Source organism: Pseudoalteromonas atlantica (genome assembly GCF_043641955.1).
Taxonomy (GTDB): Bacteria; Pseudomonadota; Gammaproteobacteria; order Enterobacterales; family Alteromonadaceae; genus Pseudoalteromonas; species Pseudoalteromonas atlantica_A.
In genome coordinates this window covers 616,440-630,999 of the sequence record NZ_JBHZRV010000002.1, presented here as the reverse complement: position 1 = coordinate 630,999, position 14,560 = coordinate 616,440, and the positions used below count along the sequence as shown (strand labels likewise).

Below are 14,560 nucleotides of genomic sequence, written 5' to 3'. Positions count from 1 at the left end.
CTTCTTCAGTTGCAACAGGTGCTTCTTCAGTTGCAACAGGTGCTTCTTCAGTTGCAACAGGTGCTTCTTCAGTTGCAACAGGTGCTTCTTCAGTTGCAGCAGGTGTTTCTTCAGTTTCAGCAGGTGCTTCTTCAGTTGCAGCAGGAGCTTCTTCAGTTGCAGCAGGAGCTTCTTCAGTTGCAGCAGGAGCTTCTTCAGTTGCAGCAGGAGCATGTTCAGTTACAGCAGGTGCTGGTTCAGCTTTATCAACCTTTGCTAAATCTTCAGTTGCAACTGCTTGCTCTACTTTCTCAGATGCATCAGTCGCTGTTTCTTCAGATTTCGCTTTTAGCTCTGCTTCATATTCAGCAGCGGCTTGATCAGCTACCGGGATAAATGCAGGAGGCTGAGTACTTTGTGTCTCACTGCCTTCTTCGCCTTGTTCAGGACGACGACGGCGTTGACCTGCAGCACGTAAATGGCGAGGTGAACGGCGTGAACGAGTTCGAGTTTGACCTTGCTCTTCATCAGCTGATGCATCTTGCTCAGGGGCAGCGTTTTGCACTGGCTCTGATTTTGCTGTTTCTGGTGCTGTCTCAGCGCTTGTATTTGCTTGTGTTTCAACTTGCTCAGCTTCTACAGCAGGTTTAGCCTCTGGCTTTTCCTCAGCGGCTTTAACAGGCTGTTGTACTGCTGGCTGTTCAGTTGCTGTTGACTCTACAGCTGTATTTTCGTCATTTTGCACACGAACTTTCTTGCGAATGTTACGACGTTGACGACGCGCTTTTGGCTTTTGCTCAGTTTTTTCTACGTTAGTGTCTTTATTCTCTACAGACTCATTAACGTCAGTTGCTGGCTTTTTGTCATCAGTACGGTTTTCATTACGCTTACGAGAATTAGGGTTACGACGGCGCTTGTTGCGGTTCTCGTTTCTATTCTCTTTTTGCTCTGTGTTGCTGCTGTCGACTGCTGTTACTTCCTCAGCTGGGCGTTCAGTACGCTCATTTTGAGGCTTGTTACGTGAGTTGTTATTACGACGGCGTTGGTTATTGCGACGACGATTATCACCATCATTGTTACGATTACGGTTATTACGCGTGTTCGGTTTATTAGTTTGCTCTTTTTTCTCTGGCTCTTGTTTTTCACTTGAGTCAGCAAATAAAGATTTAAACCAATTGCCAATGCTAGCTAACAGGCCAATTTGTGCAGTAGCTTGAGGGGCTGCTGCTTGTTGCGCTGCCGCTGGCTTTTCCGCTGCTTGAGGTGCTGGAGTTGAAGGCATAACAACACCTTTCAATCGAGGCTCTTCACGTACTGCAACAGCGGGTGTTTTAGAAGTTTCAAACACTTCAGGCTCAGGCGCTACAACTTGGTCATAACTCACTGTTTCAAGAGTTTCATCTTTACGCAAGCGCATAACTTCGTAGTGTGGTGTTTCCATGTGTTGATTTGGAATGATCACTACATCACAGCTATGACGTTTTTCGATACGGTGAACGCTACGGCGCTGCTCGTTTAGTAAGTAAGCGGCAACAGCAACAGGCACTTGCGCATTAACTTGCGCTGTGTTGTCTTTGATGGCTTCTTCTTCGATTAAACGTAAGATTGATAACGCAATTGACTCGTTTGAACGAATAGTACCTTGACCACTACAACGAGGGCATGGTCCCTGACTTGCTTCACCCAATGAAGGACGTAAGCGCTGACGCGACATTTCAAGTAAGCCAAAGCGTGAAATTTTACCAATTTGCACACGGGCACGATCTGGGCGAACAGCGTCTTTTAAACGGTTTTCTACTTCACGTTGATGGCGCGGTGGCGTCATATCAATAAAGTCGATAACAATCAGGCCACCTAAGTCGCGTAAACGTAATTGGCGAGCAATTTCGTCTGCGGCTTCTAAGTTTGTGTTTAGTGCTGTTTCTTCAATATCACCGCCTTTAGTGGCTTTTGATGAGTTGATATCGATAGAAGTAAGCGCTTCAGTTGGGTCAATTACAATTGAGCCACCAGAAGGCAGGCGTACTTCACGTTGGAACGCAGATTCGATTTGGCTTTCGATTTGATAATGTGTAAACAATGGCACTTCGCCAGAGTAAAGTTTTACACGGCTCATAAAGTCAGGGCGAAAACGCTCAATATGGGCTTTTGCTTCTTCAAATACACGCGGTTTATCTATTAAGATTTCACCAATGTCACGGCGTAAATAATCACGAATAGCACGGAAAATAACGTTGCTTTCTTGGTGAATTAAAAACGGAGCTTTGCCGCTGTTTGATGCTTGTTGAATCGCATCCCAGTGTACAAGAAGCGCTTTTAAATCGTAGTTTAGTTCTTCAAACGATTTACCAACACCGGCAGTACGCACGATCAAACCCATGCCTTTAGGCAATTCTAAACGGCTCAATGCTTCTTTTAATTCAGTGCGCTCATCACCTTCGATACGACGTGAAATACCGCCAGCACGAGGGTTATTGGGCATAAGAACTAAATAGCTACCAGCTACGCTGATAAAAGTAGTAAGTGCAGCGCCTTTTTGACCGCGTTCTTCTTTATCAACTTGTACAATAACTTCTTGACCTTCTTTAATTACGTCACGAATGTTCGGACGACCTTGGAAGGTGTAACCTTGCGGAAAGTATGTACGAGCGATTTCTTTTAAAGGAAGGAAACCGTGACGTTCAGCGCCGTAATCAACAAAGGCTGCTTCTAATGACGGTTCAATGCGTGTGATTTTGCCTTTATAAATATTGGCTTTTTTTTGTTCGTGACCCGGGCTTTCGATATCTAAATCATACAGGCGCTGGCCATCAACCAGTGCTACGCGCATTTCTTCTTGCTGCGTCGCATTGATTAGCATACGTTTCATATTATTACTCTACTGTGTTATGTCGCTGACATGACGAATTTTTTCGCCTGTTCAGTTGCTCCTGTCGCTTCTTTTTATGCAGTCTCACGACTGGGTCTGTGGCGGAGCTTGGTACTGTATTATCTTACAAGTATCTTTATGGTGCTGGCTGACAATAACGTGTTGTCACGTTATTAGGTTCTTAATGGCGACAAAACTAGCGGCTGTTTTACAGCATCGTATTCGAGTTCTGTGCAGAGTCGACCATTTATTAAATTAACTTGTGTATTTACAGCACATCTGCTGAACGGCGTTTTTACGCCGTCACGATCAGACAAATTATCTGTTCAAATTGCTTTTATTTCTTCAATCAAGGCTGTTCATGCTCAAACTTAACTTACGATATATTACGCGCACCGTAGTTAATTGAACGCACGTGTAAACTAGGTCTGTATAAAAGCTTTGGAAAACTTATCTCGGATCTGTATGATCAATTACCTAGAATGTGCATCACGAATGTCTTAATGTGTTAAAAAGCACCGTTGTTATTGCAAATTAAATTTGCGAAGGTGATTATCCCACTATTATAACCGTGTTAGCAACTAAATTATTTTACTTAAATCAGTGATTAGGCAATGTCAGAAAAAACCGGCTTACAAGTATCTTTCGTCACGATTACCGAAGACCACCTAGGTCAACGGATTGATAACTTTCTTATTACCCATTTAAAAGGGGTGCCTAAAAGCGCTGTTTATAAAATTCTTCGTAAAGGTGAGGTGCGAGTAAACAAAAAGCGTATCAAACCCGTTTATAAACTTCAGCTAGATGATGTGGTACGCATTCCGCCAATTAAAATCGCAGAGCGTCAAGATGACTTTGTGCCAAGTAAACTCGAAAAAGTTAAACAATTAGAAGACGCCATTTTATTTGAAGATAAATACCTTATTGTGATTAACAAACCTTCGGGTATGGCTGTACATGGCGGCAGTGGCTTAAGTTACGGTTTAATTGAGGCGTTACGTTCATTACGCCCTGATGAGCGTAGCCTTGAGCTTGTTCACCGACTTGACCGTGATACCTCTGGTTGTTTATTAATTGCTAAACGTCGCTCTGTGTTAACTAGTTTGCACGAGCAACTGCGTGAAAAAACCATGGAAAAAAACTACTGGGCACTTGTAGATGGCCAGTGGGAGTCTAAAACTAAAAACGTGAAAGAAGGCTTACGTAAAAATACTCTGCAATCAGGTGAGCGTATTGTACGAGTAGATAATAGCGAAGAGGGCAAGCCATCTCATACTCGTTTTAAAGTACTTGAACGTTATGATGAATGTTCATTAGTACAAGCATCACCTGTAACAGGGCGCACGCACCAAATTCGTGTTCATACCCAATGCCAAGGTCACCCAATTGCCTGTGATGACAAATATGGCGATCAGGCATTTGATGCTGGCATGCGTAAAATCGGCTTAAACCGATTGTTTTTACACGCACATGATTTGAGCTTTTATCACCCTAAAAACGAAACAACCATGCGTGTTGAAGCGCCACTTGATAAAACCTTAACTAATTGCATAAAAACATTACGCGCAGCTAAATCGTGAAAAATTATAAATTAGTGATATTTGATTGGGACGGCACCATAATGGATTCGGTGTCTAAAATAGTCAATTGCATGCGCGAATCAGCATTAGTTTGTGGCTTAGTTGCGCCAAGTGATGAGGCAATAAAAAATATTATTGGCTTGTCGCTAGAGCATGCTGTAGCCACTTTATTCCCCGATAACGCCAATTTATACGCAGATTTAATTGCAGAATATAAGCATCAGTTTAAACATGTTGATGTTACACCCTCGCCATTATTTGACGATGTACCAGACACATTGGCCAATTTAAAAGCCAAAGGCGTTATTTTAGCGGTAGCAACAGGTAAAAGCCGTGTAGGGCTTGAGCGCTTATTGGATGAAACCAAACTTGGCCACAATTTTGCGGCCACCCGCACTAGCGATGATGCGCAATCTAAACCTTCACCAGAGATGTTACTTCAGCTACTTAATGAGCTTGATATAAATGCCAGTGAGGCGCTGATGATTGGTGATACTAAAATTGATATGGCGATGGCTCAGGCTGCGCATATTGACCGAGTAGGTGTCACTATGGGCGTGCATAATGAAACGCAGCTAAATGAATATGAGCCAATTGCTACGGTTGGCTCATATCAGCAATTATCTACGCTGTTACTCGACTAGCCGACTTGATTGTCTAGTACATCTAAACCAAACTCAGCCAACATTTGGCTGAGTTTAATCAATGGTAGTCCAATTAAACTATTTGGATCATCGCCGCTGAGTTTTTCAAATAAACAAATACCAAGTCCTTCGCTTTTAAAGCTCCCTGCGCAGTTATACGGTTGTTCGGCATCACAGTAAGCACTTATTTGTGCCAATGTGAGTGTTCTGAATGTCACCTCAAAAGGCTCTACGATGGTTTTTGATGTGTTGGTATTTAAATCGTACACAGTTAAACCGGTTAAAAAAGTGACGGTATTTGCACTAAATAAGCTCAGTTGTTTAATGGCGTTTTCTTTATTGTGCGGCTTTCCTAATATTTGCCCGTTAAAAACCGCCACTTGATCTGAGCCAATGACCAGTCCGTTATCAAATTTACCTTTTGCGGCTTGGGCTTTTAATGCACTTAAACGCATAACTAGCTGGCTAGGTGATTCGTTTGCGATAGGTGTTTCGTCAACATCTGGGGAAAAACTGGCAAACGGAAGATTAAATTTTTGCAATAAAGACTGACGAAAGGGTGAACTTGAAGCTAAAATAAGCGAGTGGTGCATGGATTGTTTTCCTAATGAAAATCAGATTGAGTTAGGATAAATCAGATCCGTTGGCAAAACAAAGAAATGAATCAGGAAAAACCAGTGTAAAATGGTTTTTTACTTTGACTAACCAAGTAACTATCTATATGATGCAGCCCCTATGCAAAAGGTGAAAATTCCCATCACTCTTCATCCAGGTAAAGCAGCTCAGCACCGTTTAAGTTATGACGGTATTGTCCAGCTTGAAAAACTGACTCGTTTACGAGAAGTTATCCAGGAAGAAGTAGGTGAAATAGCGGTAAAAATTCATTGCAAGAACGATGAGCAAGGTTTGGTTGTTATCCGCGGCAATTTGTCGACACACGTAACTGTAACTTGTCAACGTTGTAATGGTGATTTAGGGTTGGATTTGGATCAAGACTTTGTGTATTCGCCAGTCGGTTTGGATACAGAGTCAGATGATCTTCCAGAAGACTACGATGAAGTAGCACTTGATGAAAATGGTGAAATAGACGTTTACGAGTTAATCGAAGACGAACTACTTTTAGCAGTGCCATTAGTGCCTACACACAACGAAGCTTCATGCAGTTATTCAGCAAAGCCTGCCAGCTTTGGTGTATTAAAGGCGGAAGATGATAAACCAAATCCATTTGATATTTTGAAACAACTTAAGAAAGATTCTTAGGAGAAGACTATGGCTGTACAAAAAAGCAAAAAGTCTCGTGCAAGACGCGGCATGCGCCGTTCACACGATGCGATCAGTGGTCCAACTTTAACTGTAGACCAAACATCTGGTGAGACTCATCGTCGTCACCACGTGACTGCAGATGGTTACTACAAAGGCGTTCAAGTAATTTCTAACTAAGAGATTGCTTATATGCTGACCAATCTAACCATTGCGTTAGATATGATGGGGGGCGATTATGGCCCCCGTTCATCTATCCCCGCAGCCGTTAACGCGGTAAATGCTAATGCCAACTTAAGACTCATCTTATGTGGTAACGAGCAAGTAATATCTAATGAACTCGATTCTCTCGATTCTTTATCTCATCCAAGATTAATTATTCGTCACTGTAGTGAAGTGGTCACTAATAGCTGTGAGCCTGCATTAGCAGTACGTTCAAAAAAAGATTCATCAATGCGCGTAGCCCTAGATTTAGTTAAATCTGGTGAGGCTCAAGCGTGTGTAAGCGCTGGGAATACAGGTGCCTTACTTTTTATGGCGCATTACGTATTAAAAATGCTGCCTGGAGTAAAACGCCCAGCATTGATTTCAGCGGTTCCAACCGAACAGAAACACCCTGTATATCTACTTGATTTAGGGGCAAATGTGCATTGCGATGCGCAAACCTTATACCAGTTTGGCATTATGGGCTCTGTAGTTGCAGGGCAAGCGCTCGGTTGTGATAACCCCAAAGTAAGCTTATTAAATATCGGCTCAGAAGACATTAAAGGCCATGAAGATATTAAACAAGCCGCACAGCTTATGCAGCAATGTGATTACTTAAATTACACCGGTTACAGCGAAGGCAGTGATATATTTACTGGTAAATCTGATGTTATCGTGTGTGAAGGTTTTGTCGGTAATGTTGCCCTTAAAACCTGTGAAGGCATTGCTAAGCTTATTATGTTTAAGCTTACAAAAGCACTGAGAAAGCATTTTTTCTATAAATGCATGGCTTTTATGTTACGCCCTGTCATAAAAAAACTCTATAAAAGGGTGAACCCCGACCAGTATAACGGCGCTTCTCTGGTAGGATTGCGCGGTATTGTTGTAAAAAGTCATGGAAATGCGTCAGCTAAAGCATTTCATGCTGCTATCGATGAAGCCGCCAGAGAAGTAGAACGTCAACTTCCAGAGAAAATAGCCGCTATCTTCGAGCAAACACATTCAACTAAAAAAGTAACGACTGACGAGTAATTTATGATGTCAGGCGTTTACTTAAACATTTTTTATTTGTTTAATTAAAAGAGCAAAGTATGGCACAAAAAATCGCACTTGTTTTTCCAGGTCAAGGCTCACAATCTGTGGGCATGTTAAGTGAGCTCCTTACCGAGTCTGACATTGTAAAAGCAACATTTGCTGAGGCATCAGATGCACTTGGTTATGACTTAGCAGCACTCGTACTGAACGGTCCAGAACAAGAACTAAATCAAACCCATCGTACCCAACCTGCTTTATTAACCGCTTCGGTTGCTATTTATCGCCAATGGTTAGCTGCTAACCCAGACGCAGAGGTCATTATGGCTGGTCACAGTTTAGGTGAATACTCTGCACTAGTGTGTGCAGACGTACTGAGCCTTGCTCAGGCAGTTAAACTCGTTGAAAATCGTGGTTTATACATGCAAGAAGCCGTACCTGCTGGTGTGGGTTCAATGGCTGCAATCATCGGCCTTGGTGATGATGAAATCAAAGCAGCTTGTAGCGCATCAGCACAAGATGAAGTTGTAGCGCCGGTAAATTATAACTCGCCAGGTCAAGTAGTTATTGCAGGGCACAAAGCGGCAGTAGATAGAGCGGCAGAAGCGTGTAAAGAGGCAGGTGCTAAACGTGCATTGCCATTATCTGTTAGTGTGCCTTCACATTGTGAGCTTATGAAGCCTGCAGCTGATAAATTAGCAGCTGATTTAGCCGCTTTAACATTTAATACACCTAAGTGTGATGTAATTAATAATGTTGACGTTAGTGCAGAAAATGCAGCTAATGCAATTAAAGAAGCATTAGTACGTCAATTATATAGCCCAGTTCGCTGGACCGAAACAGTTCAAGCATTGGTAGCACAGGGTATTACCCAAAGCTATGAGTTTGGCCCAGGTAAAGTATTGACGGGTTTAGCAAAACGTATTGATAAAGCAATGGTATGTGGTTCGGTGAATAGCCAAGCCGCCATTGATGAAGCTAAATAAGAGTAGGATTATAATGGCAAATTTATTTTCACTAGAGGGCAAGGTAGTCCTAATTACTGGTGCAAGTCGTGGTATTGGTAAAGCGATTGCAACAACACTGGTTGCACAAGGTGCGAAAGTAGCAGGTACTGCTACGAGCGAATCGGGTGCAGCTAAAATCAGTGAATATTTAGGTGATAATGGTAAAGGTTATGCGTTAAACGTAACCGATCCTGCATCGATTGAGGCAACACTTGCTGCTATAAAAGCAGATTTAGGCGATATTGATGTTTTAGTTAATAATGCGGGTATAACCCGTGATAACTTATTAATGCGTATGAAAGAGGGTGAATGGGACGATATCATCGACACCAACCTAAGCTCTATATTCCGCCTATCAAAAGCGGTATTACGTCCAATGATGAAGAAAAAGAATGGCCGTATTATTAATATTGGCTCAGTTGTTGGTACTATGGGTAATGCAGGGCAAGCTAACTACGCTGCAGCTAAAGCGGGCGTAATTGGTTTTTCTAAATCATTAGCGCGTGAAGTTGCATCACGTGGTATAACGGTAAATGTTGTTGCGCCTGGGTTTATTCAAACTGACATGACTGACGAGTTGACAGAAGAGCAAAAAGCAGCAACGCTTGCAAATGTACCTGCAGGTCGTTTAGGTCAACCGGACGAAATTGCGGCTGCTGTTTCTTACTTAGCATCAGATGCTGCGGCTTACGTTTCGGGCGAAACGCTGCACGTTAACGGCGCGATGTATATGGTTTAAGGAACTTTGTTCCTAATATGATTTGAGCAAGTTTAACGAAAAATGTTGAATTTTTTGTGATCTTGCTTTAAACATACTTGAATTCGTTGTTAAAATAAGCGATAAAAGACACAAATAACCCTCAAGAGGTTTGACCAGATAAATAATTATCAGCAAATCCTTGAATCACAGAATTATGCGCCGTAAACTACGCCGCAATCTGAAAATAACGCATTGGCGTTTTTAATAAAGGAAAGAAGAATGAGCGACATCCAAGAACGCGTAAAGAAAATCATCATTGAGCAACTAGGTGTTAAAGAAGAAGAAGTAAAGCACGAAGCTTCTTTCGTAGATGACTTAGGCGCAGATTCACTTGATACTGTTGAATTAGTAATGGCTCTTGAAGAAGAGTTTGACACTGAGATCCCAGACGAAGAAGCTGAAAAGATCACTACAGTACAAGCTGCAATCGATTACGTTACAGCTCACGCTGAGTAATCAATCGCAAATTAAGGGCAGCATTCGCTGCCCTTAATCTATCCGTAATATGATACTAATTAATTTAGTACACACCCCACCTAAAATAATAATTCCCTTATTGGAGGCAACCCGTGGCTAAACGTCGAGTAGTCGTAACTGGCTTAGGAATGTTGACACCGCTAGGTAACGATGTTGAATCAACCTGGCAAGGCTTGTTAAATGGCAAAAGTGGTATTCAAACTATCACACATTTCGATACTTCAAGTTTTGGTACCAAGTTCGCAGGCTTGCTGAATGATTTTAATGCGTCTGACTATAATATGTCGCCTAAAGATGCTAAAAAAATGGATTTGTTTATCCAATATGGCATAGCGGCGGGTGTACAAGCATTACAAGATTCTGGCCTTGAGATCACAGAGCAAAACGCACCGCGCGTTGGTGTTGCTGTTGGTTCAGGCATTGGTGGTTTAACGTTAATCGAAGAAAACCACATAAAACTTTTAAACAGTGGCCCACGTAAGCTTTCTCCTTTCTACGTGCCATCGACTATTATCAATATGATCTCGGGTCATTTATCGATAATGCACGGTCTACGTGGTCCAAATATTTCGATTGTAACTGCCTGTACTACAGGTTTACACAACATCGGCCATGCCGCTCGTATGATTGCATACGGGGACGCTGATGCCATGGTTGCAGGGGGCGCTGAAAAAGCCTCGACACCGATTGGTATGGGTGGTTTTAATGCAGCTCGCGCACTTTCAACGCGTAACGATGACCCACAAGCAGCGTCACGCCCTTGGGATAAAGACCGTGACGGTTTTGTGCTTTCAGATGGTGCAGGTGTAATCGTACTTGAAGAATACGAACACGCTAAAGCACGTGGCGCTAAAATTTACTCAGAACTGGTTGGTTTTGGCATGAGCGGTGATGCTTATCACATGACTTCACCACCTGAAGATGGTGCAGGTGCAGCCCTTGCGATGGAAAATGCGTTAAACGACGCAGGCGTAAACGCTGATCAAGTGGGTTACATTAACGCTCACGGTACTTCTACCAACGCAGGTGATAAGGCTGAAACCTCTGCGGTTAAATCTATCTTTGGTAATGCAGCCAAAGATGTGATGGTGAGTTCATCTAAATCTATGATGGGTCACTTACTTGGTGCTGCAGGTTCGGTTGAATCAATCATTACTATTTTGTCGTTACAAGATCAAAAAGTAAGCCCAACAATTAACCTTGATAACCCTGACGAAGGCTGTGATTTGGATTATGTTCCTCACACTGCACGTGATGCGAAATTAGACTACGCATTATGTAACTCGTTTGGTTTTGGTGGTACTAATGGCTCGTTGCTATTTAAAAAGGTATAATCTTTTTAAACAACGAGAAAGAATAATAGCCCAGTTGTGACTGGGCTTTTTTATATGCAGAATAAACAGCTAATACAACAAAACATAATCACTGAACAGCCTAGCGTTGTTAGCAGTCGTGATCGCGGCATAAACTATGGCGATGGCTTTTTTACTACAGCAAAGATTGTTGGCGGCAATGTAGAGCATTGGTCACTACATCGTGCGAGATTAATTGAGTGTGCAAGCCGCTTAGCATTTCCTGAAATAGAGTTTATTGAACTCGAAGCCGAAATCAACCAACTTATTGCAACACAAGAATGTGCTGTTCTTAAAGTGCTCGTTACGCGGGGCGAAGGTGGTCGAGGATACGGTTTACCAGAACAGCCGTTATTAAACATTGTGCTCAGTGTTGTTGATTTTCCATCTCATTACGAAGCACTGGGTTCAAAAGGCCTTAGCTTAGCTGTTAGCCCCATTAAATTAGCATCTCAACCATTACTTGCAGGGCTAAAAACATTAAACAGGTTAGAGCAAGTAATGATCAAACAAGCCATGCAAACACAAGATTGTGATGATGTATTGGTTCTTGATTATCAAAACAATGTTATAGAAACCTCAGCAGCCAATGTATTTGCAGTTAAAAGTGGGCGGGTCTTTACCCCTTTACTTAATGAGTGTGGAATTAAAGGAGTTTACCTGCAATCGTTATGTGCTAAATTGCCCATTGAGTTTGTGAACTTAACATTAGAGCAATTAACACAAATGGATGCGGTGTTTGTCTGTAATAGTTTAATGGGCGTTATACCAGTAAAAGCGATTGATAATGCTGACTTTGATATTAATAATAGTTTAAGCGTATTAAATGGTTTAATCGCCAAGGAGTTTACGTGTTAAAAGTGATAATAAGTATTATAGCTTTAGCCTTGATAACAACAGGGATAGGCTATCAACAATTACAAGCAACCATTAATAGCACATTAGCTGTTCCTGCCAATACCCAATTTGAAGTAAAAAATGGCACTGGGTTTAATAAGTTATGCCAGCAGTGGCAGGCAAAAAAATGGCTAGATAGCTGCTTTAAGTATCAAATAGTTGCAAAATTGGACCCTAGCCTTACTGATTTGAAAGCGGGCCTTTATGAGCTAAACCAAGGTAGTGTAATTGATAATATTAGGCGTATAAATGAGGGTGAACAAGTTAGCTTTAGTTTTACAATTATCGAAGGGCAAACATTACGCGATGTGCTCGCTACAATTGGAAAAGCTGCTAATTTAAACCAAGATTTAAACTTTGATAATTTGAGCCAACAAATTATAGGTTCAGATCAGCATTTAGAAGGTTGGTTATACCCGGATACATATCACTACCATGCTGGTGATAGTGCAAGCTTATTGCTCAAGCGAGCACACGTTTTAATGAAACAGGTTTTAACTGATGCTTGGCAGCAACGCGCTGATAATTTGCCAATTGATTCTGCGTACGAAGCCTTGATCATGGCCTCAATCATTGAAAAAGAGACTGGCCTTGCCAGTGAAAGGCCTATGATAGCATCTGTATTTACTAATCGGCTCAATTCAAAGATGCGTCTACAAACCGACCCTACAGTAATCTATGGCTTAGGTACTGCGTATGATGGTGATATTAAACGCAAAGACCTAACCAGTTACACACCGTATAATACTTATAAAATAAATGGTCTACCGCCAACACCCATTGCGATGCCATCCAAAGCGGCGATTTTAGCAGCGGTCAACCCACCTGAATCTGATTATGTGTATTTTGTTGCGAAAGGCGATGGCAGTCATCAATTTTCAAAAACACTCAAAGCACATAATAAAGCTGTGCAAGATTACTTACGTTATCAAAAACAATTAAGTAACTAGCCAGTTGCAACCTGAATAATTAAAAGAGATACCATGACAGCAAAATTTATTGTGATTGAAGGGCTAGAAGGAGCAGGTAAATCAACTGCTATTTCAATTTGTCAGCAGTTTTTAGCTCAGCATAATGTTAATTTTATCAATGTACGAGAGCCAGGTGGTACCCCGCTTGCTGAGCAACTTCGTAGTTTGGTAAAAGCGAATCACCAAGAGACCATAGCCAGCGAAACTGAATTGTTGATCATGTATGCCGCGCGTTCTCAACTCGTTAATAATGTGATTCGCCCAGCACTGAATAACGACCAGTGGGTACTTGGCGACCGTCATGACTTATCGTCACAAGCGTATCAAGGCGGTGGGCGCGAGATAGCGCATTCAACTTTATCTGCACTTTCAGATATCGTTTTGAAAGGACTAAAGCCTGATTTAACTATTTATTTAGACATTGAGCCATCAATTGGTTTAGCTCGAGCGAAAGGTCGTGGTGAATTGGATAGAATTGAGCAAGAAGCGCTGAGCTTTTTTCAGCGTACACGCACTCGCTACTTAGAGCTTGCTGAAAATGATGATTCAATTAAAACGGTCAATGCTAATCAAACAATGGCGCAAGTTCATAATGATATTATTGCTGTTTTAGAGCAGTTTTTGCAAAGTAACAATTAATATGACTTACCCATGGCTCAACGAAATTGAACAACAACTGAGTACCAGCTTTGCTGCTGGGCGGTTTCATCATGGTCAATTATTTAATGGTCAACAAGGTGTTGGTAAAACAGCCTTAGTTGAACAGCTTGCTAATGCGTTATTGTGCCAACAACCAAACGGTGTTCAGCCGTGTGGACAATGTAAAAGTTGCCAGTTGAATCAGGCAGGCACACACCCAGATAAATTTAATGTAGTAATTGAAGGGCAAAGTATCGGCGTTGATGATATTCGTAATGTGAGCCACTTTATGAGTCACTCAGCTGCGCAAAATGGCAATAAAGTAGTGATAATAAAAGATTGCCACAAAATGACCACGGCGGCGTCAAATGCACTATTAAAAACGCTTGAAGAGCCAAGTTCACAGCGTTTTTTATTATTAACGACTAATGCAGCATCACAATTGCCCGCAACAATTTTAAGTCGCTGCACTAAAATAGATGTTGAGGTTGGCGATGTTCAAGAGGCTAAACATTGGCTTGCGTCTTTACAAATTATTGACTATCCATGGCTTCGCTTATTTTATCAACAACCTTTGTTAGTGCAAGCGTGGCAGCTAAAGGAGCAATTAGAAACAATTGACCATCTCTATAAATTTGCAACTGAGCTAAAACAAGGTCATAATTTCAGTTCGTTAGTGGATATTATTAATAAAGATAACGATCTAGTTCGGGTTTTTTGTTTATTTTTGACTGAGCAACTTAAGCAGCAACTAATCGCTGGCATGGAATTTGATGCGTATCAACAAGCGCAGAATGCTTTAAACGATTTTTATCAAAACTGTACTCAAGTGTTAGGACTTAATTTGTCTTTAGCTGTTTCGAAGTTGGCGTATTCACTTCGTAGATAA

General features: G+C 41.7%; 14 protein-coding genes and 1 pseudogene. 13 read left to right on the top strand and 2 right to left on the bottom strand.

The genetic code is table 11. The features are described from left to right. Positions 1 to 2,797 (bottom strand): annotated as a pseudogene (gene rne, locus ACHUE3_RS06335) (ribonuclease E); the annotation flags it as partial. A gap of 665 nt (positions 2,798 to 3,462) precedes the next feature. Between rne and rluC the strand changes: the two are divergent. Together rluC and ACHUE3_RS06325 are read left to right on the top strand one after the other, a co-directional pair. After that, on the top strand, positions 3,463 to 4,428 hold the full coding sequence (rluC, locus tag ACHUE3_RS06330) for a 23S rRNA pseudouridine(955/2504/2580) synthase RluC (protein ID WP_394191252.1): 966 nt from the start codon (positions 3,463 to 3,465) through the stop codon (positions 4,426 to 4,428). Continuing rightward, a complete protein-coding gene (locus ACHUE3_RS06325; RefSeq protein WP_394191250.1) occupies positions 4,425 to 5,072 on the top strand; it encodes an HAD-IA family hydrolase in 648 nt (215 codons plus the stop codon). The genes rluC and ACHUE3_RS06325 overlap by 4 nt, the downstream gene beginning before the upstream one ends. Here the strand turns inward: ACHUE3_RS06325 and ACHUE3_RS06320 are convergent. Beyond that, a complete protein-coding gene (locus ACHUE3_RS06320; RefSeq protein WP_394191248.1) occupies positions 5,069 to 5,665 on the bottom strand; it encodes a Maf family protein in 597 nt (198 codons plus the stop codon). The genes ACHUE3_RS06325 and ACHUE3_RS06320 overlap by 4 nt on opposite strands. Before the next feature lie 142 nt (positions 5,666 to 5,807). Here ACHUE3_RS06320 and yceD point away from each other — a divergent pair, with 142 nt between their 5' ends. The 11 genes from yceD to holB all read left to right on the top strand — a co-directional run bounded on the left by yceD (position 5,808) and on the right by holB (position 14,560). Further along, entirely contained in the window at positions 5,808 to 6,332 is a 525-nt protein-coding gene (gene yceD / locus ACHUE3_RS06315; protein ID WP_394191246.1) for a 23S rRNA accumulation protein YceD, read from the top strand. A gap of 9 nt (positions 6,333 to 6,341) precedes the next feature. Next, positions 6,342 to 6,512 (top strand): 50S ribosomal protein L32, encoded by a 171-nt coding sequence (rpmF, locus tag ACHUE3_RS06310; protein ID WP_008109865.1) that lies wholly within the window; start codon positions 6,342 to 6,344, stop codon positions 6,510 to 6,512. 12 nt (positions 6,513 to 6,524) lie between these two features. After that, positions 6,525 to 7,568: a phosphate acyltransferase PlsX gene (gene plsX, locus ACHUE3_RS06305; RefSeq protein ID WP_394191244.1), complete on the top strand. Its 1,044-nt coding sequence runs from the start codon at positions 6,525 to 6,527 to the stop codon at positions 7,566 to 7,568. Between the two features lie 59 nt (positions 7,569 to 7,627). Continuing rightward, positions 7,628 to 8,554, top strand: coding sequence for an ACP S-malonyltransferase (gene fabD / locus ACHUE3_RS06300; RefSeq protein WP_394191242.1), 927 nt, complete (start codon positions 7,628 to 7,630; stop codon positions 8,552 to 8,554). A 13-nt stretch (positions 8,555 to 8,567) separates the two neighbouring features. Then, positions 8,568 to 9,314 carry a 3-oxoacyl-ACP reductase FabG gene (gene fabG, locus ACHUE3_RS06295; RefSeq protein ID WP_394191240.1) on the top strand — a complete coding sequence of 249 codons (747 nt, stop codon included), beginning with the start codon at positions 8,568 to 8,570 and terminating at the stop codon, positions 9,312 to 9,314. A 240-nt stretch (positions 9,315 to 9,554) separates the two neighbouring features. Beyond that, a complete protein-coding gene (gene acpP / locus ACHUE3_RS06290; RefSeq protein ID WP_016707440.1) occupies positions 9,555 to 9,791 on the top strand; it encodes an acyl carrier protein in 237 nt (78 codons plus the stop codon). Positions 9,792 to 9,904: 113 nt separating this feature from the next. Further along, the gene (gene fabF, locus ACHUE3_RS06285) at positions 9,905 to 11,146 is read left to right on the top strand and encodes a beta-ketoacyl-ACP synthase II (protein ID WP_394191238.1); all 1,242 of its coding nucleotides are present in this window, start codon (positions 9,905 to 9,907) and stop codon (positions 11,144 to 11,146) included. A gap of 54 nt (positions 11,147 to 11,200) precedes the next feature. Continuing rightward, positions 11,201 to 12,022 (top strand): aminodeoxychorismate lyase, encoded by an 822-nt coding sequence (gene pabC / locus ACHUE3_RS06280; RefSeq protein ID WP_394191236.1) that lies wholly within the window; start codon positions 11,201 to 11,203, stop codon positions 12,020 to 12,022. Then, entirely contained in the window at positions 12,016 to 13,011 is a 996-nt protein-coding gene (gene mltG / locus ACHUE3_RS06275; protein WP_394191234.1) for an endolytic transglycosylase MltG, read from the top strand. The genes pabC and mltG overlap by 7 nt, the downstream gene beginning before the upstream one ends. Before the next feature lie 33 nt (positions 13,012 to 13,044). Then, positions 13,045 to 13,671, top strand: coding sequence for a dTMP kinase (gene tmk, locus ACHUE3_RS06270; protein ID WP_394191232.1), 627 nt, complete (start codon positions 13,045 to 13,047; stop codon positions 13,669 to 13,671). A 1-nt stretch (position 13,672) separates the two neighbouring features. After that, a complete protein-coding gene (gene holB, locus ACHUE3_RS06265; RefSeq protein WP_394191230.1) occupies positions 13,673 to 14,560 on the top strand; it encodes a DNA polymerase III subunit delta' in 888 nt (295 codons plus the stop codon).